Here is a 20,234-nt window from a genome sequence, read left to right as displayed (position 1 = left end):
CCGTCATGGACGTCCCGCTCTGGCTCGCCCTGATCGTCGTCGGCGCCCTCGGAATCAAGCTCGTCCGCCCGCCCTGGTGGCTCGTCGCCGTCATCCTCCTCGGCGGCTACCTCCTCGCCGGAAGCTCCCTGTCCGCTCTCATCCCGCTGACCAGCAAGTAAGGAGAACCGCCATGATCCGCCCCCGAGTCCCCGTCAACCCGCTCCCGACCGGCATCACGACCCCGCTCGTCCAGCCCTTCCCGCTGCCGGGTGCCGCTTCCGCTGCTCCGGTGACCTACGGCCCCCACGGCCTGGCCGACCTCGCGCCGTCCAGCGCGGCCCCGGCCAACCCCGCCCCGGCTCCGGCCCGCTCCACGGTCCAGCTCACCCCCGGCAACGCGGTCGCCCTCGTCGCGGGCGGCGCCGCCGCGGTCCTGGTCGTCGGGGCGGTCCTCGTCTCGATGCTGCTCGCCGTCGCCATCACGGGCGTCTCGGTCGCCCTGGTCGCCGTCGTCCTCCGTCTGCTGATCAAGGATCTCCAGAAGGGCCGGTGACCGGCATGGACACCCACGTGATCGCAGCGGGCTTACCGGCCCTGGGCTGGGCCCTCCACGGCGGGACGCTCCTTCGCCGACTGGCCACCGCCCGCCGCGACCCCCTCACCGGCCTGCACACCCGCGCCGGTTGGACCACCCGCGCCGAACACCTGCTCACCAAGCACCCCGGCGCCCTCGTGCTCCTGGTCGACCTGGACGACTTCAAGGCCGTCAACGACACCCACGGCCACGCCGCCGGGGACGCGGTCCTCACCGCGACCGCTCTCCGCCTGGCCACCTGGTGCGGAAACCGCGGCTTCGCCGCCCGCCTCGGCGGAGACGAGTTCGCCGCCATCGTCACCAGCCCCGGACGCGCCCCGGGCCTTCCGGCCCTTCGGACCGCTCTGGACCAACCCGTCACGCACCACGGGATCGTCCTGCCGGTCTCGGCCTCGGTCGGTCACTGCCACCGCGCCGACCTGCCGGTCCCCGCCCTCACGGACGCGCTGTCCGCCGCCGACTCCGCGATGTACGCGGCCAAGGGCCACGGCAGGCGCAACACACGCTGAGCGGCCCCCGGGGCGGCCTCGGTCGCCAAACTTCCACCGCCCCGGGCGCCTGATCCCCTCCAAATCCAACGGACCCGAAAGGGAGCCCTCATGATGCCCCAGACCCCCTCGACCGCGCCGCGCATCTGCAACGACTGCGACGGCTTCGCCACCGCCACGATCACCACCGGCACCCACTTCCCGGACGGTTCCCGGACCACCATCCGCGTCAACTGCCCGACGTGCCGCGGCCTCGGCCGCACCATCCCCGTCGGCCTCGTCCGCGCCGGGAAGTGATCGCCTTGACCGACACCGCCACCGCGGCGGGCCTGGACCCGGCCACCCTGAGCGACCTGCTCCGGGTGGCCGGGGCCCCCGGCTTCGACCGCCTCCACGAACAGATCCGCCGCACCGGAGGATGCACCGCCCCGATCCGCCTCTCCGGCGGCACCAAGCTCCTCGACCCGGCCACGCGGACCGTCCTCCACTCCTACACCACCGACACCGAACCCGGCGGGGTCCTGCGCGTCGCCTGCGGCAACCGCCGGGCCTCACGCTGCCCCGCCTGCGCCTGGACCTACGCGGGCGACACCTACCACCTGATCCGCGCCGGGCTGATCGGTGACCAGACCAAGGGCACCCCGTACACGATCCGCGAACACCCCCGTGTCTTCGCCACCCTGACCGCCCCGTCCTTCGGCCCGGTCCACAACCGCCCCGGCCCCCGCCCCTGCCGCTGCGGCGCCCGCCACCCCGAGGACGCACCCGAACTCGGCACCCCGCTCGACCCGGGCACCTACGACTACGCGGGCGCGGTCCTGTGGAACAACCACGCCTCCGAGCTGTGGCGCTACTTCACGATCTACCTCCGCCGCGAGATCGCCGCCCGCGCCGGGTTGACGCAGAAGGATGCCCGCGAGCAGTCCCGCGTCTCCTTCGGCAAGGTCGCGGAGTACCAGAAGCGCGGCGCCGTCCACTTCCACGCCGTGATCCGCTTCGACGGACCCGCAGGTCCCCACACCCCGCCCCCGCCCTGGGCCACCCTCGACCTGCTGACCGACGCCATCCGCGCCGCGGCCGCCCGCGTACGCGTCGTCGTGCCGGCCAACCCGGACCACGGCTACGCGACCGACTGGGTGCTCCAGTGGGGCGATCAACTCGACGTCCAGCCCATCGGCGCCTTCGGCAACGGTGAGGACCTCACGGAACAAGCGGTCGCCTCCTACGTCGCCAAGTACGCCACCAAGGCAGCGGAGACGACCGGCACCGTCGACCACCCCGTCGGCAATAAGGAAGCGCTGTTCCTCCTCGGCGTGCCCGACCACCCCCGGCGGCTCATGGCGGCCTGCATGGACCTCGACGCGGCCTACCCCGACCGACGCCTCCGGGCCTGGGCCCACATGCTCGGCTTCCGCGGGCACTTCTCCACCAAGTCCCGCCGCTACTCGACCACCCTCGGCGCCCTGCGCCAGGTCCGCGCCGACTACCGCGCCGCCCAGCAACGCGCCTCACTCGGCCTGCCCAACCCCGACGACCATCCCGAGGCCACCCTCCTCGTCGTCGCCCACTGGGCCTACGCGGGCCACGGCTCCACCCCCGGCGAATCCTGGCTCGCCGCCAACATCCGCCGGGACATCCAGCACGACCGCGAGACCGCCCGCGAGCTGCGGGCCGACCTGTCCGAACTGGAAGGAGAAACCGCGTGGCTGCCGTAGTCATCCAGCGGAAGTGGTACACCACCACCGAGGTCGCCGAGATGCTCGGCTTCGGCCTGTCCAAGACCAAGATGCTGGTGCTCACCGGCGAGATCCGCTCCGTGAAGATCGGCCGGAACCGACGGATCCTGCCCGCCTGGGTGGACGAGTACGTCCAGCGGATCACTGCCGACGCCGAGGGCCGGTGGTCGGCATGAGCGGCAAGCGTGCCAATGGTGAGGGCTCGATCTACGCATACAAGAACGGGTTCGCCGCGTACGTCTGGGTCGACACCCCCGACGGGAAGCGCAAGCGGAAGTACGTCTACGGCAAGACCCGCGACGAGGTCCACGACAAGTGGATCAAGCTGCACAGTGAGGCCAAGAAGGGCCCCGTGGCCACTCGGCACCGCACCGTCGCCGCCTTCCTCACGTACTGGCTGGACGAGATCGTCAGGCCCAATCTCGCACCGCTGTCCTACGTGTCCTACGAGGGCTCGGTCCGCCTCTACATCGCCCCGCACCTGGGGACGAAGCGGCTCGACAAGCTCACGGTCCGGGACGTGCGGGAGTGGCTGAACAAGCTCGCCACGATCTGCCAGTGCTGCGCCCAGGGCAAAGACGCCAAGCGCGCGCCCGACCGCCGGAAGTGCTGCGCGGCCGGTGAGTGCTGCGAGGCGTACCCGTCCCGCCGGGTAGTCCAGGCCGCCCGTGACGCGCTGCGGGCCGCGCTGACCCACGCCGTCACCGAGGAGGAGATCGGGAAGAACGTCGCCTCGCTGGTGAAGGTTCCCAAGCCCCGCCGTCGGCGGATCAAGCCGTGGTCCGTCGCCGATGCCGGCCGTTTCCTGGCCGACGGAGCGGCCCGGGATGACCACCTGCTCGCCGCCTGGGTGCTCGTCCTCACGCTCGGGCTGCGGCGCGGCGAGGTGCTGGGTCTGACCTGGAAGTCCGTCGATTTCGAGACCGGGGAGCTGTACGTCGACCACCAGATCCAGCGGGCCGGGCGGGAGATCTTGCACCGCGAGACCAAGACGGAGGAGTCGGACGACTTCCTGCCGCTGCCCCCGCTGTGTCTGAAGGCCCTGCGGATCCGGCGCGCACAGCAGGCCAGTGATCGCAAGGCGGCGGGAGACCTGTGGCAGGACGACCACGGTCTGATCTTCACGACGAAGTACGGGACGCCGATCGAGCCGGGGAACCTCACCCGGATGTTCGCCCTGCGCGCCCGCCGGGCCGGTCTCCGGGTGATCCCGCTGCGGAACACCCGGCACACCTGCGCCGCGCTCCTGGTCGTGCTCAAGGTCCACCCGAAGGTGGCACAGCGCATCCTGCGGCACTCGCAGATCGCCATGACGATGGAGGTCTACGCCGACGCCAGCGACGGAGACGTGCGCGAGGCCCTCGGCAAGCTGTCGGAAGCCATGGGCGGCACCGGCTGACCCGGTTGCTGTACTTCGCTGCTGTACGGCGCGAAACGAAGAAGGCCCCGGACTCTCGTCCGGGGCCTTCGACCTGCTGTGCACTCGGCAGGATTCGAACCTGCAACCTTCTGATCCGTAGTCAGATGCTCTATCCGTTAAGCTACGAGTGCTTGTGCTTCCCGGGGTTTTGCGCCCCGTTGGCCTTGCGAGAACAACAATACATGGACCTCGGCGGGACGCGAAATCCATTAGGCAAACCCCGCCTGACCTGCGGAAACGGCCCGGAAGGGGCGATTCCCCGAGGGGGCGGCGCGCCTCCCCCGCCGTGGTCCCGCGGGTCCGTGGCGCTTGCGTACCCGGAACGCACCGAAGCCCCGGTCCAAGAGGACCGGGGCTTCGGTGAGGTGCGGAGGCGGAGGGATTTGAACCCTCGATGGGGGGTAAGCCCCAAACCGCATTAGCAGTGCGGCGCCATAGACCGGACTAGGCGACGCCTCCAGCACACCCTCGCGTACGAAGGTGCGTGCAGATGATGACACAGGCGCAGGGCCCCTCACCAATCCGCTCTCACGGTACTAGGCGGCGAGCCCCGAGGGCAAAGCCTTAAGCCGACGAGAAGTGACCGCGCAACGTCGGGGCGAGCGGGTCGTTGGGCAGGCGTACGACGTACGGACGACCTGGAGTGCCCCATGCTGCGTCTCGCCGCCTTCGCCGTCACCACCTCCGCCCTGGCCGCCGCGGCCGCCGGGCCGCTGCCACCGCTGCCCCTGGGACTGCTGGCATCGCCCGACCGGCTCACCGTCGGCGTGTCCTCCAGCGGCAACCCGCGGGCCGACGGGGAGTACCGGCTGGAGTGCGGCACCCCGCCGAGCGGTACGCACCCGCAGGCGGCGAAGGCCTGCGAGCGGCTGGACGAACTCGCCCGGCAGCACAAGGACCCCTTCGCCCCGGTCTCCAAGCGGCAGATCTGCACCTTCCAGGACGGCGGGCCGGCGACAGCGCGGGTGACCGGAACCTGGCACGGCCGCGAGGTGAACGCCCGGTTCGACCGCAGCAACGGCTGCGAGATCAGCCGGTGGAACGAGTTGGAACCTCTGCTTCCGAGTGCGCGTTCCTGACCAGGCAGGATGCGGCCCGGAAGTGGGATATGCCCGACTCGGGCACCGCATCCGCCGCCCCGCCGAGGGGAGGTGCCCTTAGACTCCTCCCGTGACATGCCGGTAGTCGTGGTCAGGGAGGAAGCTCGTCGTGAGCAGCAGGCCATCCCGAGGCGCTGCTCGCCTCGCAGCAATACTCGACGCTCTTCCTGACGCACTGTTGCTCGTGAACGCCAACGGCACAGTCGTCAACGCCAATTCGATCGCGCTCGAGGTGCTGGAGAGTCCCGGTACGGGGCTCGTGGGGCGCGGAGTGCTCGACCTCCTGCCCGGATTCGACTCGAAGCTGATCCCGGGTTCCATGCGCCGTCCCGACGAGGACAAGGAACAGCGCGCCACGCCGATGCGGATGGTCGCGCGCCGCACCGACGGCAGCGAGTTCCCGGTCGAGGTCACCAGCGCCAACCTCGACGGCCGCGACGCCTACCGCGACCCGTACCCCGGTTACACGGGCGACGAGCTGCTGATGCTCGTCGTGCGCGACCTGACCGGCACCCTCGACACCGAGGCCGAGCTGGCCCGCTCGCAGCGGCAGACCGAGATGATCCTGCGCGCCGCCGCCGAGGGCGTCGTCGGCACGGACACCGACGGACGCGTGGTGCTGGTCAACCCGGCCGCCGCGCAGATCCTCGGGTACCGCGCCACCGACCTCGGCAACCGCGAACTGCACGGCCTGATCCAGCACTCGCGCGCCGACGGCTCCCCCTTCCCCTTCGACGAGTCCCCGCTCGCCGACACCCTGCGCAGTGGCCGCAAGCACCGGGTGCGCGGGCAGGTGCTGTGGAACAAGAACGGCAAGCCCGTCTCCGTCGACCTGACGACCTCACCGGTGCGTGACGGGGAGCTGCTGGTCGGGGCCGTGATGACCTTCACCGACCGGCGGCCCTACGACGCCCTCGCTGCCCGCCACGCGCAGTTGCTGGCGGTCCTCGGCGACTCCCTGCGGGGGCCGCTGGAGGAACTGCGGGGCGAGCTGGCCACCCTGGCCGCGGACGACGCGGGGCAGCTGTGGCCGGAGGCGAACCAGCTGCTGCACCACCTGGCGGCGGGCTACGCCCGGATGACCACCCTGGTCGACAACGTGCTGGGCTTCCAGCGGCTGGACGCGGGCACCGAGAAGCTCGCGAAGAAGAAGGTGCTGATCGACGGGGTCGTCACGGCCGGTGTCGACGGGGCGGTCGAGCTGATCGGGCCGGGCCGCGCGCAGTTCGCCGTCCACGCCCCGACCATCGAGGCGGAAGTGGACGGCGCCCGGATCTCCACCGCGCTGGCCCACCTGATCGCGGACGTCGCCGGGGTGGACGCCACCGGCAAGACCCCCCAGGGCAGCGGTTACACGGACTCGACGATCGTGGTCGCCGCCGCGCAGCGCGGGGACGTCGTACGGATCGAGGTGCGGGGCCCCTACAGCGGGGGCAACGCGGTGCATGAGCCGATCGTGCGGGGCATCGTGGCCGCGCACGGGGGTGTCCTGCAGACCGTGAAGGTTCCCGGGGCGCCCGGTGGCGCGTTCGTCCTGGAGCTGCCGCTGGGGTCGGGGGCCGGCACGGTGACCCTGCCCGACCCGCCGCCCGAGCCCGCTCCGGCAGAGCCCGCCGGCGGCTCGGACGATGCCAAGAACGCCCAGGACGCCAAGGACGGCCCCGCAGGCCGTCGCGCCCGGCGCGGTGTGGACGCCTTCCTCGACGACGAGGTCCGCCCCGGCCAGGCTCCCGCAGCGGCCTCCGGTTCCGGCGGGAGCGCCCTCGCGCTGCCGTCCGGGCGGCGCCGCGCGGGTGACGCGGCGGAGGCGGCCGATGCTCCCGCGGGCGGCGGTCTGGCCGCGTCCCCGGTGAACCCGGCCGGGCTCGGTACGGGCCGCAGGCGCGGCCGGGCCGGTGACGGCGACAGCGGTGCTCCCGAAGGGGGCGCCGGCGCGGACGGCGGTCCCGAAGGCGCTCCGGTCCGGCGGCCGGTGTCCCCGCAGGGCATGCCCGCCCTGCCGCCCGTTCCCGTACAGGGCCCGCCCGGCGAGGCCCCCGTGGGCCGGCGCCGCGCGCTGGGTCCGGCGCAGGGGTCCGCACAGGGTCCCGCGCGAGGGGCCGAGGCGGCGGACCGGCCGCAGCAGCCCGTACCGGCCACCGGTCTGGCACCCGTGGCTCCCGTACCCGGTACCGGGACCAGCAGCGCCGGGGTCCGGCGCGCGCTCGGCGGCCCGCAGGTCCCCGCTCCCTCCGCTTCCGCTGCCCACGTGCCCGCGGCCGCTCCGGCCGATCCGCCGGTCGAGGCGGAGCCCGAGGGGTCCGGGTCGCCCGAGTCGCCCACCGGCCGGCGCCGCGGCCTGCCGGCCGCCCCCGCCTGGCCGGTACCGGCCGCGCGGACCGCTCCCGAGGAGGAGGACCCGGCAGCCCCGGTGGCGCTGCCCGGCGCCCGGCAGTCCCGGGACACCGCGGCCCCGTCCGCTCCGCAGGCCGCCCAGCCGATCAGCGTGCGCCCGCTCGGCAGCACCCTCGGCCAGGGCATCTCCGTGGATTCCCCTTCCGGCCGCAGGCGCCGACTGTCCGAACCCGCCCCGCAGGGCCGGGCCTTCGCCATAGGAGCACCCGAAGCCGGTTCCGCGGAGGGTCCCGAGCCGCTCGACGGGCCCGGTGGCGCCGTCGAGGTGGTCAACCGGCCCGCACCTCGCCCCATGGACGACGAGCTGCCGCCCGAGCCGCTGGACAACCCGCGGCGGCTGCTGGTCTGGCCCGCCCCGGACGTACAGACCGAGCAGGCGCTGAGCGAGCGCGGCTACCGCCCGGTGATCGTGCATTCTCGCGAGGAGGTGGACGCGCAGATCGCCGCGTTCCCCGCCGCGCTGTTCGTGGACCCGCTGACCGGCCCGATCACCCGGACCGCCCTGCAGTCGCTGCGGCAGGCCGCGGTGGCCGCCGAGGTGCCCGTGCTGGTGACCGCCGGCCTGGGACACGCGACGCGCGAGGCGGCGTACGGCGCGGACCCGGCCGTCCTCCTCAAGGCCCTCGCCCCGCGCGACAGCGAGCAGCACCCCTCCCGCGTCCTGCTGATCGAGCAGCACGACGAGATCGCCACCGCGCTGACCGCCGCCCTGGAACGGCGCGGCATGCAGGTGGCGCGGGCGGACGCCGACACCGACGCGGTGGAGCTGGCCAGCCGGATGCGGCCCAACCTCGTGGTCATGGACCTGATGCAGGTCCGTCGGCGGCGGGCCGGGATCGTGGACTGGCTGCGTGCCAACGGGCAGTTGAACCGGACCCCGCTGGTCGTCTACACGACCGCGGGGATCGAACCGGCCGACCTGCCGGGGCTCGGTTCCGGCGAGAGCGTGCTGTTCCTCGCGGAACGTTCGACCACCGCCGAGGCGCAGGGCCGCATCGTGGACCTGCTGGCCAAGATCGGAACCAATTAGCGACCCTGGTCCGATGGCCATCACCGATACGACCGAACACACCGTCCCCGCGGACAACGGAGAGGTGAGCCTCCTCATCGCCCGGCAGGTGGAGCCGGGCCACGAGGAGGCCTTCGAGGTGTGGGCGCGCGGGATCCTGGAGACCGCGGCGACCTTCCCCGACCACCTGGGGTACGGCTTGTTCCGCCCGGCGACCGAGGGCGGCCCGTGGTTCCTCGTCCACCGCTTCCGCCACCACGCGGCCTTCCAGCGGTGGCAGGACTCGGCGGAGCGCGCCGAATGGTTCGCCCACTGCCACGGCCATCACCACACCGAGATAGCCCGGCGCGAGCTGCACGGCATGGAGACGTGGTTCGCCAAGCCCGGGACGACCCGGCCCGCGCCGCCGCGCTGGAAGATGGCGGTCAGCTCGGGCCTGGCCATCTTCCCGATCTCGCTGCTCGGCAACGCGGTGCTCGGGCCGTACCTGGTCGACCTGCACTTCGTCGTGCGGACGGCCGCCTTCGCCGTCGTCTTCAGCACCCTGATGACCTACGTGGCCATGCCCGCCGTCAGCAAGCTGCTGCGGCCATGGCTCACGCGCGGGTGAACCCGCTGCCCCGGGCGGGACCGTCCGGGGTGGCTAGTCGAGCGTGGTGACGTCCAGCGCGCCCTCCGCGTACTGCTTGCGGATCACCTTCTTGTCGAACTTGCCGACGCTCGTCTTCGGCACGGATTCGATGACCGTCCAGCGCTCCGGGAGCTGCCACTTGGCGACGGACCGGGCGAGGAAGGCGCGCAGGCCGGTGTAGTCCACCGTGGCGCCCTCCTTGAGGACGACCGTGGCCAGCGGACGCTCGCCCCACTTCTCGTCGGGGACGGCCACCACCGCCGCCTCGGCGACCTCCGGGTGGGCCATGAGGGCGTTCTCCAGTTCCACGCTGGAGATCCACTCCCCACCCGACTTGATGACGTCCTTGGCCCGGTCCGTCAGCGTCAGGTAGCCGTCCGGGCTGATGACCCCGACGTCACCGGTCTTGAGCCAGCCGTCGGCGCTGAACTTGTCCTCGGGCCGCAGGGGCTCCCCCGCCGCGCCGCCGAAGTAGGCGCCCGCGATCCAGGTGCCGCGCACTTCAAGCTCACCCGCGGATTCGCCGTCCCAGGGCAGCACGTCACCCGCGGGCCCGACCAGCCGCGGTTCCACGCCGGCCGGGAAGCGGCCCTGGGTGAGGCGGTACGGCCACTCCTCCTCGGCGCTCAGACCGGCCGGCGGGTGGGCCATGGTGCCGAGCGGGGAGGTCTCCGTCATGCCCCAGGCATGACAGACGCGGACGCCGAGCTTGTCGTACGCCTCCATCAGGGAGGGCGGGCAGGCCGAGCCGCCGATGGTCACCTGCTTCATGGAGGTCAGGTCCCGGGGGTTCGCGGTGACCTCGGCCAGCAGTCCCTGCCAGATGGTGGGGACGGCCGCCGCGTGGGTGGGGCGCTCCCGTTCGATCATCTCTGCGAGCGGGGCGGCCTGCAGGAAACGGTCCGGCATCAGCATGTTGATGCCGGTCATGAAGGTGGCGTGCGGCAGGCCCCAGGCGTTGACGTGGAACTGCGGGACCACGACGAGGCTCGTGTCGCGGTCGGTCAGACCCATGGACTCGGTCATGTTGACCTGCATGGAGTGCAGGTAGATGGAGCGGTGGGAGTAGATGACGCCCTTGGGGTCGCCGGTGGTGCCGGAGGTGTAGCACATGGCGGCGGCCTGGCGTTCGTCCAGCTCGGGCCAGTCATAGGTGTCCGGGCGTCCGGCCAGGAGGTCCTCGTACTCGTGCACGCGGACGTCCAGCCCTTCCAGCACCGAACGGTCGCCGATGCCCGCGACCACGACGTGGTCGATGGTGGGCAGGTGCGGCAGCAGCGGCGCGAGGAGCGGCAGCAGGGTGCCGTTGACCAGGACGACCCGGTCCACGGCGTGGTTCACGATGAAGACCAGCTGCTCCGGCGGCAGCCGCAGGTTGAGCGTGTGCAGGATCGCGCCCATGGAGGGGATGGCGAAGTACGCCTCCACGTGCTCCGCGTTGTTCCACATGAGCGTCGCCACGCGGTCGTCCTGCTGGACGCCCAGCTCGTCCCGCAGGGCGTTGGCCAGGCGGGTGGCACGGACACCGATCTCGGCGAAGCTGCGCCGGTGCGGCTCGGGCTCCCCGGTCCAGGTCGTGACCTGCGACTTCCCGTGGATCGTCATCCCGTGTCGAAGTATGCGGCTGACGAGCAGTGGTACGTCCTGCATGGTGCTCAGCAAAGCGTCCTCCCGGTGGGCGCTGCGGCGCTGCGACGGCTACAGATGCTGCCGATTCTGCTCACGTACCGCTCGGCATGTCACTACCCGGAGGGGGAGACTCGTTGTTTCACGTGAAACATGCCGCGGCTGGGTCTGTTTCACGTGAAACATGCGGCTGTCCGGAGGGCGGCCGAGGACGGCGGAGCGAGCGACTCAGCGGACCGGGCTCAGCTCCGGGTCCTCGCGCAGCTTGACCAGAGCGCGGGAGACGGCGCTCTTGACGGTGCCGACGGAGACCCCGAGCAGTTCGGCGGTCTGCGCTTCGCTCAGGTCCTCGTAGTAACGGAGCACGACCATGGCCCGCTGCCGGTCGGGCAGCCGGGTCACCGCACGCCACATCGCATCGTGCAGCGCCTGCGCCTCGGCGGGATCGGCCGCCGGGCTCACGTCCGTCTCCGGCACCTCCTCGCAGGCGAACTCGTCCACCTTGCGCTTGCGCCACTGGGAGGTGCGGGTGTTCACGAGGGTCCGGCGGACATAGCCGTCGAGGGCCCGGTGGTCCTCGATCCGGTCCCAGGCGACGTAGGTCTTGGCGAGGGCCGTCTGCAGCAGGTCCTCGGCGTCGCAGGGGTTGGCGGTCAGCGACCGCGCCGTGCGCATCAGGGATGTCCCGCGGGTCCGCACGTACGACGAGAAGGACGGGTACGACGACGGGTGCGACGACTGGTTCGATGCGTACGTGCACACTGGCGTGGTCATGTCCCCACGCTAAGAGCGGCGGCCGCCCCGGGGATCGCCCGCAGGTGCCGAAGCCGGGTCCCTCTCAGGTTGTAGGACGGGGGTTTCCCCCACCTCCTGAAGGTGGAGGAGGCGGGGGTCGCAGCTCCCCCCGCTAGCCGTCCGTGCCCAGGATCAGACCGGAGGTGGGCACCCCGGTACCGGCCGTGACCAGGGCGCGGGATGCGCCCGCCACCTGGTTGACCGCGCTGCCGCGGAGCTGGCGCACCGCCTCGGCGATGCCGTTCATGCCGTGCAGGTACGCCTCGCCGAGCTGGCCGCCGTGGGTGTTGAGCGGGAGCGTGTCGGCGGCGACGAAATCGGCGGCCTCCCCCGGCTTGCAGAAGCCGAACTCCTCCAGCTGCATCAGCACGAACGGCGTGAAGTGGTCGTAGAGGATGGCGACGTCGATGTCGCAGGGGCGCAGCCCGCTGGTGCGCCACAGCTGGCGGGCGACCACGTCCATCTCCGGTAGGCCGGCGAGGTCGTCCCGGTAGAAGCTCGTCATCGCCTCCTGGCGGCGCCCCGCACCCTGGGCCGCGGCCGTGATGACGGCGGGCGCCTGCCGCAGTTCCCGGGCCCGCTCCACGCTGGTGACCACGATCGCCTGGCCGCCGTCCGTCTCCTGGCAGCAGTCCAGCAGCCGCAGCGGTTCCACGATCCAGCGGGAGGCGGCGTGGTCGGCGAGCGTGATGGGCTTGTCGTGGAACCAGGCGGCCGGGTTGGTCGCGGCGTACCGGCGGCCGGTGACGGCCACGTGCCCGAAGGCCTCGGGGGTCAGCCCGTGGACGTGCAGGTAGCGCTGCGCGGCCATGGCCACCCAGGAGGCCGGGGTGAGCAGGCCCCAGGGCAGGGACCAGCCGAGGGCCGCGCCCTCCGCCGACGGCTCGCGCTGCTGCACTCCACTGCCGAAGCGGCGGCCGCTGCGCTCGTTGAAGGCGCGGTAGCAGACGACGACCTCGGCGACGCCCGTGGCAACGGCCAGCGCCGCCTGCTGGACGGTGGCGCAAGCGGCCCCACCGCCGTAGTGGACGCGGGAGAAGAAGGAGAGGTCACCGATCCCGGCAGCCTGGGCGACGGTGATCTCGGGGCTGGTGTCCATCGTGAAGGTGACCATGCCGTCGACATCGGCGGGCGTGAGACCCGCGTCGTCGAGCGCCGCGTGCACGGCCTCGACGGCGAGCCGCAGCTCGCTGCGGCCGGAGTCCTTGGAGAACTCCGTGGCGCCGATCCCGGCGATGGCGGCGCGGCCCCCGAGGGAATCCCGGGCGCGGACGCTCATGCCGCGGCCCCCTTCCCGGTCGGGGACGACAGGGTGGCGGTGACCGTACCGGTGACGTGGTGGCCGATGCCGTTGGCGCCGACCACCTTGATCTCGACGGTGTCCTCGGCCACCGCGGTGACCGTACCGGTGAGGGTCATGGTGTCGCCGGGGTAGTTGGGCGCGCCCAGCCGGATCGCCACCTTGCGCAGCACGGCGCCCGGCCCGAGGTGATCGGTGATGTACCGGCCGACCAGCCCGTTGGTCGTCAGGATGTTCATGAAGATGTCCGGAGAGCCCTTCTCCCGCGCCAGCGACGCGTCGTGGTGCACGTCCTGGTAGTCGCGGGAGGCGATCGCGCCCGCCACGATCAGCGTGCGCGTGACCGGTATCTCCAGCGGCGGCAGGCGGTCGCCCACCCTCATCCCGTCGGCTTCCATCCCTCAGACCTCCCGCGCCAGGACGGCGCCCAGTTCTTCCAGTAGTTCGCTGCCACAGCCGAGGTACGCGTCCAGCTGGCGCCCCCAGAGGAAGTGCCGGTGGACGGGGTGGTCCAGGTCGGCGCCCGTACCGCCGTGCAGGTGCTGACCGGCGTGCACGACCCGCTTGCCCGCTTCCGAGGCCCACCAGGCGGCGGTCAGCGCGTGTTCGCGCGCCGGGAGCCCCTGGTCGATCCGCCAGGCCGCCTCGTACGCCGTCACCCGGATGGCCTCGGTGTCCATGTACGCGTCGGCGGCGCGCATCATGACCGCCTGGTTGGTGGAGAGCGGACGGCCGAACTGCTCGCGTTCGCTCGTGTACGCGACGGCCCGGGCCAGCGACCCCGCGCAGACGCCCGCCTGGAGCCCCGCGAACGCGGTCCGCGCGCCCGCGAGCACGGCCTCGTACGTCCCGCCGGGCCCTTCTTCCGCTCCGGCCACCGGTGGAGCGCCGTCCCCGAGCCGTTCGGCTCGGGCGCTGGTCAGGGTCAGCCGCCCGGCCGACCACGGGGCGGTGGTCTCCTCCCGCGCCGTCCCCGCCCCGGGGGCGTCCGTCCGTACGAGCCACAGCGCCCGGTCGGCGTCCGGGACCAGGACGTGCGTGGCATCGCGCAGCCACGGCACGGCCGGGGCCACCCCGGTGAGGCGGCCGTGCGCGTCCGCCGTGAAGCGGCCGCGTGCCGGGAAGGCCCCGGTGACCACCACGTCACCCGCGCCGAGGGCGGGGAGCAGGCGGGCGCGCTGCTCCTCGCTCCCGTGGGCGGCGACGGCGAGCAGTCCGTACACGCAGGTGGCGGCGAAGGGGACCTGGGCGGTGGTGCGCCCCTGCTCCTCCAGCAGCAGCACCAGGCCCAGCAGCCCGATGTCCTCGACCGCGGTGATCAGCCCGGAGCCCACGAGTGCTTTCCACAGTTCGGCGTCCGTGCCGGTACCCGCGGCAGCGAGGCGCTCATGGGTGGACAGATCGCGGAAGATCCGCGCGGCGAGACCGACGGCGGCGGTCTGCTCCTCGGTGGGCCGGAAGTCCATCAGCCCTCACTCCCCCGGAAGACGGGCAGTTCCAGTTCCTCGTCCACGCGCAGGAACTCCAGTCGGACGGGCATGCCGATGCGGACCTTGTCGTAGGGGACGCCGGTGATGTTGCTGACCATCCGGACGCCTTCGGCGAGTTCGACGACCGCCACCGCGTAGGGAGGATCGAAGGCGGGGAAGGGCGGGTGGTGCATGACCACGTAGCTGAACACCGTCCCGGCGCCGGACGCCTCGACGGTGTCCCACTCCAGGCAGGCGCAGTCGTTGCAGCCGGGGAGCCAGGGGAAACGCAGGGCCGCGCAGGAGGCGCAGCGCTGGATGAGCAGCCGGTGCTCCTGGACCCCGTCCCAGAAGCCCTGGTTGTCGCGGTTGACGACGGGGCGGGGCCGCAGGGCCTTGGCCTTCGCCTTGGCGTCCGTTTGTGCCCGCGACCGGTCCTCCGCTGGCGTGGTGGGCCCGGGGGCGGTGGTGGCGGGGGCGTACTTCAGGATGCGGAAGCGGTGGGTCCCGGCGAGTTCGCCGTCGGCGTGGACGTCCATCCGGGTGGTCACGAAGTACCCGGTGCCCAGTGCGGTGCTCTTGCGCGGGGACACGGACTCGATCACGGCGTCGAAGGTGATGGTGTTCCCGGGGCGCAGGGGCCGCAGGTACTCCTGCTCGCAGTCGGTGGCGACCACGGAGGTGTATCCGGCGCCCTCCAGGAGGACGAACAGCTCGTCGTAGGCGGAGGAGCGGTCGGTGTGGCCGGAGAGCCCGCCCATCGTCCAGGCCTGGAGCATCGTGGGCGGGGCCGTCGCGCCGGGGCCGGTGTACGCGGGGCTGGTGTCGCCCATGGCCTCGCACCAGTGGCGGATCATCGGCTCGTTGACGGGGTCCTTGCCCCGGCCCGAGGTGGCCGCCGCACGCCCTTCGAAGGCTTTCAGCAGCGGGTGCAGCCGGTCTTCCGCGTCGTCGTGGTGCGGGGCCGGGCCCCTGCTCCCGCCCTCTTCCCCGCCCTGGCTCCGTGGTGTCGCGATCACCGCTTCCTCCCCTTCATGCCGAGCCGCATCATGGCGACGATCTCGCGCTGGACCTCGCTCACACCGCCGCCGAAGGTGTTGATCTGGGCCGCTCGGTTCATCCGCTCCAGCTCGCCGCCCGCGAAGGCGTCGGGGCCGCGTACGAGCGCCTCCTCGCCCACCACCTCCTGGCACATCCGGTACACCTCGACGGTCGACTCGGTACCGAGGAACTTCACGCCGCTCGCGTCGCCGGGGGCCAGGTTGCCCTCGCCCACGTCCTGGACGAGGCGCCAGTTCAGGAGGCGTACGGCGGCCAGCCGCGCGCGTGCCTCGGCGAGCCGCGACCGCACCCAGGGGCGGTCGGCCGGGCGATCGCCCGTGGCCGGGTCGGGGGTGCGGGCGTGGGCGAGGGCGGCGTCGTAGAAGTCCTCCGCCTGCATGCCGATGGCGGCGAGGGCGACGCGCTCGTGGTTCAGCTGGTTGGTGATGAGACCCCAGCCGCCGTGCTCGGGGCCGACGAGGTTTCCGGCGGGGACGCGGATGCCGTCGTAGTAGGTGGAGGTGGTCGTCAGTCCGCCGACGGTGTCGATGGGCGTCCACGAGAAGCCCGGGGCGTCGGTGGGGGCGAGGATGATGGAGATCCCCTTGTGCTTGGGAGCCTCGGGGTCGGTGCGGCAGGCGAGCCAGATCCAGTCGGCGTGCTGCGCGTTCGACGTGAAGATCTTCTGTCCGTCGATCACCCACTCGCCGACGGCGTCGTCGCGCACGGCCTTGGTGCGCAGGGAGGCCAGATCGGTGCCGGCCGCGGGCTCGGAGTAGCCGATCGCGAAGACGATCTCTCCCTTGAGGATCCGGGGGAGGAAGAAGTCCTTCTGCTCCTGGGTTCCGTAGCGCATCAGCGTTGGACCGACGGTATTGAGCGTGACCATGGACACGGGCGCCCCGGCCCGGTAGGCCTCGTCGAAGAAGACGAACTGCTCGTCCGGGCCGCGCCCCTGACCGCCGTACTCGACGGGCCAGCCGAGGCCGAGCAGCCCGTCGGCGCCGATGCGGCGAAGCAGGGCGCGCTGAGCGTCCGGGTCCTGAGGGACTCCGTCCGGCATCACGGTCCGGAAGTACGAGCGCAGTTCGGCGCGGAGCCGCAACTGCTCTTCGGTCGGGGCGAGGTGCACGGCGCGGGCCTCCCGGCATCACACATCAGCGAGGAACCTGACTGTCCGTCAGATTCCCCGCTGATGTCAAGGTCGGGAACGCACCGCGGGACGACCCCGGCGCGCGAGGGCGCCCGCGCTACCGGACCCCAGCCGGTCCGGTCGCACGGGCGCCCTCAGCGTTCAGCGGGCCTCTACCACCAGGGGTGGAAGTTGACCGCGACGCTGCTGTTCGACTGATGGATCGCGGTGAAGGCGGAGCCGTTGACCTGTGCGGAGTTGTTCTGGTTGGACGCGCCGGCGCCGGTGGCCACCTGCTGGGTGGTGGCGGAGTTGCCGTTGTTGTTCCCGCCGACGCCGCTGCCGATGATGCTGGCGACGCTCGCATTCGATCCGTCGTTCGCGAAGCCGCCGTTGTCGGCCTGCGCCACCCCGCCGAAGAGGGCGAGGGCGAAGGGAAGTGCGGCGACGGTGGCGATGACGCGGGCGGTACGGATGCTTGCCATGTCTTTATCCTCCAGAGAACCCGAAATCGGGCTGTTGACAAGGCAGTTGGCCGACCGCCTCGATCGCTGTGTGGTGACGACGTCGCTGGACCAGAGTTGCCCACCGAATCCCCGGCGAACCACCCCGGAGCCCACGATTCCCCCGCAAGCATGAGCAACATCGGATAAACCCTCTTCGCGCCCCCGGTGCCCCAGAACACAGCAGGCGCACCGTGCGTAACTCCCGACACACAAGAGGCGAATCGTTTCGCCAATTCCACCGGCCCCGGGCATGCCAAAGAGGACCGCTCCGTCCGGGAACCCCACCGTCTCCCGGGTCTGCGGTCCTGCACACGCGCTCGCGCGCCCCCTGCACGCCCCCGGCGCTCGCCGGGGCAGCCGAGCGGTACGCCCCGTGGGCGCTCTCGCCGGCCTGATGTCCGTCCGAAGTCCGTGCCGAATGCGTGCCACATCGGGCGGCCTGCTGGAGGCTCTGCCCTACGCCGTTACCCAGGCCTCTGCCGAGGCCCCTGCCCGACCGTGCGCGCTACCGGGCGCACCACCACATCGGGCCCACTGACCACTTGCCTACCGGCTACTGCCTGCGGCCTGCTGCTCAACTGCGGACCGATCGCTCAATGCCGGCCGCTCAATTGCCTGCCGATTTCAGCGGCTTCCGCGCTCCTCCTGCCCCACGTCAGGCGACGAGCTCCAGCGCATCCAGCGACCGGTCCGACTGGGCGTGGGACGCGGCGGTCGTGGAGCGGCGGCGTACGGAAGGCGTCGAACCGTGGGCCTCGGCACGGATCCGCTGGGCGATGGTCGGCGGCAGCGATCCGCCCCGCATCATCGCCCGCCAGCTCCGCCGCGCCTGCGCCGCCATCGTCCGCGCCACGGATCCGGCCGGGACGGCGGGAGCGGCGGGAGCGGAGACCGAAGCGGCGGCCGGCGCAGCCGCGCTGCCACCGAGCCCCAGGGCTGCGAAGAGCGCCACGAGTGCGGCGAGGACACTGGTCCAGATCGACGTGAAGATGGTGGTGCCGGCCATGACGAACCCCTCATTCCAGGATGTTCCGACGGGTGGATCTGAATACATTCGTCATGATGTGACCGCAACCGCAGCGCGTCCGACACCCGCGCCGATCTTCCGACAAACACCACTCGGTCGGCCCATCACCACGTGCGGAACCCCGTCGGCACCCGCACCGGAACCCCCACCACACGCACAACGGCCCCTGACCGGACGTCCGGTCAGGGGCCGTTCACCTGCGGTGGGTGTGGGATTTGAACCCACGGTGACATCGCTGCCACGACGGTTTTCAAGACCGTTCCCTTAGGCCGCTCGGGCAACCCACCTGGCGCGTACAGAGTACCGGCCGGGTGGGGCGGGTGGAGGCCGTGGGCGCGGATCGATCAAGCGCCGCGCGCCGGGGCTACATCGTGAGCAGCACGCCCGCGTACGAGACCCCCGCCACCACCACCCAGGCGCTGAGCCCCAGCACCGCGGCCCGGCCGCCGGTCCGGGCCAGGGTCGGCAGGTGGACGGCGCTCCCCAGCCCGAACAGCGCGGCGGCCAGCAGGGCTTCCTGGGCCACGTGCGCCCCCTCCAGCGCGGCGCCGGGCAGGATGCCGGTGGCGCGCAGCGCGGCCGCGGCCAGGAATCCCACGACGAAGAGCGGGACCGGGGTCGTGCGCCGACCCGAGGCGGTCCGCACCCCGCGCCGCCGGGCCCGTAGCGAGAAGGCCACGGCCGCCACCAGCGGGGCCAGCAGGGCCACGCGCATCAGCTTGACGAGCACGGCCTCCCCGAGGGCGTCCGGCCCGGCGGTCTGGGCGGTGGCCACGACCTGGCCGACGTCGTGCACACCGGCCCCCACCCAGCGGCCGAACTCCGGGTCGGTGAGGCCCAGCGGCCCTTGGAGCAGCGGGAGTATCGCGATCGCGAGGGTTCCGCACAGGGTGACGAGCGCGACCGAGGCGGCCACGTCCTCCTCGTCGCTGCCGGAGACCTCGCTGACCGCACCGATAGCCGAGGCCCCGCAGATCGAGTAGCCGGTCGCGATCAGCAGCGGCTGGTCGCCGCGCAGCCCGAGCCGCCGGCCCAGCCACAGCGTGCCCAGGAAGGTCGCCGCGACCACGGCGACCACCATCGCCACCGTGGCCCAGCCCAGCCCCAGCACGTCGTCCAGACCGAGTCCCAGACCCAGCAGGACGATGCCGATCCGCATCAGCCGCCGTCCGGCGAGCGACAGGCCCGGCCGGGCGGTGCCGCGGACGAAGGTCCGTGCCCGGGGGAGATGGGCGGCGGCAATGCCGAGCACCACGGAAGCGGTGAGCCAGGGCACGGCCGGCAGGATCCGGTGCACGCCCCACGCGATCGCCGCCCCGGCCACGGCGGTCGCCAACCCGGGCCAAGGGGTGGACGTTTCACGTGAAACAGGCCGGACCGCTCCGGCGCGCTGCGCGGGCCGGTTCAGCAGCGCCATCAGTCGATGGGGAGCGTGTAGACACGGCGGACGCTGCTGCCCAGCCGGGCCACGTCGGCGCCGTAGACGTGCAGGGATATCGCCTTGGTGCGACAGGAGTTGCGCACCTTGTGGATGTCGCCGGGAGGGGCGAAGCCGCAGACGTCCCCCGGGCCGTTGACCACCTTCTCCGTCGCCACCAGTCGGGCACCCCGGCTTCCCGTCGCCGGGACGAGCCGGTAACGCAGTTCGCTTTCCTCGCCCTCGTGCACCCCGGCCACGCACCAGGAGACGTGATCGTGGATGGTCGTCTCCTGCCCGGGCAGCCACACCAGCGCCACCACCGAGAAGCTGCCGTCCGGCTCCGCGTGCAGGACGTGCTGCCGGTACCGGTCCGGGTGCCCCTCGCACTGCTCCGGCGTGAGCAGCTCGGGCGTCCCCAGCTGGGGCGCCACGCGCTCACCGACGAGGTAGGCGGTGAGGTCGGGGGCCAGCCCCCGGTCCACGACCGTACGGATCTCAGCGACGAGGGCGGCCATCCTCGCGGTGGTACGGGCCGGCGTGGTGGTGGTCATACCGGCAGCGTC

General features: G+C 72.2%; 21 protein-coding genes and 3 tRNA genes. 10 read left to right on the top strand and 14 right to left on the bottom strand.

The features are described from left to right. Nucleotides 1–5: 5 nt before the first annotated feature. The 7 genes from AC0693_RS23685 (at nucleotide 6) to AC0693_RS23655 (ending at nucleotide 4,200) form a co-directional block, all read left to right on the top strand. The gene (locus tag AC0693_RS23685; RefSeq protein WP_478802787.1) at nucleotides 6–161 is read left to right on the top strand and encodes a hypothetical protein; all 156 of its coding nucleotides are present in this window, start codon (nucleotides 6–8) and stop codon (nucleotides 159–161) included. A gap of 11 nt (nucleotides 162–172) precedes the next feature. Then, nucleotides 173–535: a SpdD-like protein gene (locus AC0693_RS23680; RefSeq protein ID WP_478802786.1), complete on the top strand. Its 363-nt coding sequence runs from the start codon at nucleotides 173–175 to the stop codon at nucleotides 533–535. 5 nt (nucleotides 536–540) lie between these two features. Further along, a complete protein-coding gene (locus AC0693_RS23675) occupies nucleotides 541–1,086 on the top strand; it encodes a GGDEF domain-containing protein (protein WP_478802785.1) in 546 nt (181 codons plus the stop codon). Nucleotides 1,087–1,176: 90 nt separating this feature from the next. After that, complete coding sequence (locus AC0693_RS23670; RefSeq protein WP_478802784.1) at nucleotides 1,177–1,362, top strand: hypothetical protein; 186 nt, start codon at nucleotides 1,177–1,179, stop codon at nucleotides 1,360–1,362. Nucleotides 1,363–1,367: 5 nt separating this feature from the next. Next, a complete protein-coding gene (gene repSA / locus AC0693_RS23665) occupies nucleotides 1,368–2,780 on the top strand; it encodes a replication initiator protein RepSA (RefSeq protein ID WP_478802783.1) in 1,413 nt (470 codons plus the stop codon). After that, entirely contained in the window at nucleotides 2,768–2,977 is a 210-nt protein-coding gene (locus tag AC0693_RS23660) for an excisionase family DNA-binding protein (protein WP_478802782.1), read from the top strand. The genes repSA and AC0693_RS23660 overlap by 13 nt, the downstream gene beginning before the upstream one ends. Next, nucleotides 2,965–4,200: a site-specific integrase gene (locus tag AC0693_RS23655; protein WP_478802781.1), complete on the top strand. Its 1,236-nt coding sequence runs from the start codon at nucleotides 2,965–2,967 to the stop codon at nucleotides 4,198–4,200. The genes AC0693_RS23660 and AC0693_RS23655 overlap by 13 nt, the downstream gene beginning before the upstream one ends. A gap of 79 nt (nucleotides 4,201–4,279) precedes the next feature. Here AC0693_RS23655 and AC0693_RS23650 read toward each other — a convergent pair. Together AC0693_RS23650 and AC0693_RS23645 are read right to left on the bottom strand one after the other, a co-directional pair. Then, a tRNA-Arg gene (locus AC0693_RS23650) sits at nucleotides 4,280–4,352 on the bottom strand. A gap of 237 nt (nucleotides 4,353–4,589) precedes the next feature. Continuing rightward, nucleotides 4,590–4,680: transfer RNA gene (locus AC0693_RS23645), tRNA-Ser, on the bottom strand. A gap of 191 nt (nucleotides 4,681–4,871) precedes the next feature. On the opposite strand from AC0693_RS23645, the gene AC0693_RS23640 reads away from it, so the two are divergent. The 3 genes from AC0693_RS23640 (at nucleotide 4,872) to AC0693_RS23630 (ending at nucleotide 9,334) form a co-directional block, all read left to right on the top strand. Beyond that, the gene (locus AC0693_RS23640; RefSeq protein WP_356403404.1) at nucleotides 4,872–5,300 is read left to right on the top strand and encodes an SSI family serine proteinase inhibitor; all 429 of its coding nucleotides are present in this window, start codon (nucleotides 4,872–4,874) and stop codon (nucleotides 5,298–5,300) included. 130 nt (nucleotides 5,301–5,430) lie between these two features. Continuing rightward, nucleotides 5,431–8,745, top strand: a complete 3,315-nt coding sequence (locus tag AC0693_RS23635; RefSeq protein WP_478802780.1) for a response regulator — start codon at nucleotides 5,431–5,433, stop codon at nucleotides 8,743–8,745. 13 nt (nucleotides 8,746–8,758) lie between these two features. Beyond that, nucleotides 8,759–9,334 (top strand): antibiotic biosynthesis monooxygenase, encoded by a 576-nt coding sequence (locus AC0693_RS23630; RefSeq protein ID WP_469319647.1) that lies wholly within the window; start codon nucleotides 8,759–8,761, stop codon nucleotides 9,332–9,334. Nucleotides 9,335–9,367: 33 nt separating this feature from the next. Here AC0693_RS23630 and AC0693_RS23625 read toward each other — a convergent pair whose 3' ends face one another. The 12 genes from AC0693_RS23625 to AC0693_RS23570 form a co-directional block, all read right to left on the bottom strand. Beyond that, a complete protein-coding gene (locus tag AC0693_RS23625; protein WP_478802779.1) occupies nucleotides 9,368–11,017 on the bottom strand; it encodes a long-chain fatty acid--CoA ligase in 1,650 nt (549 codons plus the stop codon). Between the two features lie 192 nt (nucleotides 11,018–11,209). Continuing rightward, nucleotides 11,210–11,755, bottom strand: a complete 546-nt coding sequence (locus tag AC0693_RS23620) for a SigE family RNA polymerase sigma factor (protein ID WP_469319645.1) — start codon at nucleotides 11,753–11,755, stop codon at nucleotides 11,210–11,212. A 133-nt stretch (nucleotides 11,756–11,888) separates the two neighbouring features. Beyond that, nucleotides 11,889–13,055, bottom strand: coding sequence for a lipid-transfer protein (locus AC0693_RS23615; protein ID WP_478802778.1), 1,167 nt, complete (start codon nucleotides 13,053–13,055; stop codon nucleotides 11,889–11,891). Further along, nucleotides 13,052–13,459: a MaoC family dehydratase gene (locus tag AC0693_RS23610; RefSeq protein ID WP_478802840.1), complete on the bottom strand. Its 408-nt coding sequence runs from the start codon at nucleotides 13,457–13,459 to the stop codon at nucleotides 13,052–13,054. The genes AC0693_RS23615 and AC0693_RS23610 overlap by 4 nt, the downstream gene beginning before the upstream one ends. Nucleotides 13,460–13,477: 18 nt before the next feature. Further along, on the bottom strand, nucleotides 13,478–14,542 hold the full coding sequence (locus AC0693_RS23605; protein ID WP_478802777.1) for an acyl-CoA dehydrogenase family protein: 1,065 nt from the start codon (nucleotides 14,540–14,542) through the stop codon (nucleotides 13,478–13,480). Then, entirely contained in the window at nucleotides 14,542–15,480 is a 939-nt protein-coding gene (locus tag AC0693_RS23600) for a bifunctional MaoC family dehydratase N-terminal/OB-fold nucleic acid binding domain-containing protein (protein WP_469319656.1), read from the bottom strand. Before AC0693_RS23600 ends, AC0693_RS23605 begins: the two co-directional genes overlap by 1 nt. Before the next feature lie 80 nt (nucleotides 15,481–15,560). Beyond that, nucleotides 15,561–16,718, bottom strand: a complete 1,158-nt coding sequence (locus AC0693_RS23595; RefSeq protein ID WP_478802776.1) for an acyl-CoA dehydrogenase family protein — start codon at nucleotides 16,716–16,718, stop codon at nucleotides 15,561–15,563. A 173-nt stretch (nucleotides 16,719–16,891) separates the two neighbouring features. Beyond that, nucleotides 16,892–17,203: a hypothetical protein gene (locus AC0693_RS23590; RefSeq protein ID WP_469319641.1), complete on the bottom strand. Its 312-nt coding sequence runs from the start codon at nucleotides 17,201–17,203 to the stop codon at nucleotides 16,892–16,894. A 676-nt stretch (nucleotides 17,204–17,879) separates the two neighbouring features. Further along, nucleotides 17,880–18,230, bottom strand: coding sequence for a DUF6344 domain-containing protein (locus AC0693_RS23585; RefSeq protein WP_356403375.1), 351 nt, complete (start codon nucleotides 18,228–18,230; stop codon nucleotides 17,880–17,882). A 221-nt stretch (nucleotides 18,231–18,451) separates the two neighbouring features. Next, a tRNA-Ser gene (locus AC0693_RS23580) sits at nucleotides 18,452–18,538 on the bottom strand. Nucleotides 18,539–18,615: 77 nt separating this feature from the next. Beyond that, nucleotides 18,616–19,668 (bottom strand): YeiH family protein, encoded by a 1,053-nt coding sequence (locus tag AC0693_RS23575; protein ID WP_356403372.1) that lies wholly within the window; start codon nucleotides 19,666–19,668, stop codon nucleotides 18,616–18,618. Beyond that, nucleotides 19,668–20,222 carry a cysteine dioxygenase family protein gene (locus AC0693_RS23570; protein ID WP_478802775.1) on the bottom strand — a complete coding sequence of 185 codons (555 nt, stop codon included), beginning with the start codon at nucleotides 20,220–20,222 and terminating at the stop codon, nucleotides 19,668–19,670. Before AC0693_RS23570 ends, AC0693_RS23575 begins: the two co-directional genes overlap by 1 nt. Between the last annotated feature and the right edge of the window lie 12 nt (nucleotides 20,223–20,234).

The organism is Streptomyces sp. NPDC043876, from assembly GCF_056435825.1.
The sequence above is the reverse complement of the archived record's forward strand: the minus strand, read 5'-3'. Positions and strand labels throughout refer to the sequence as shown.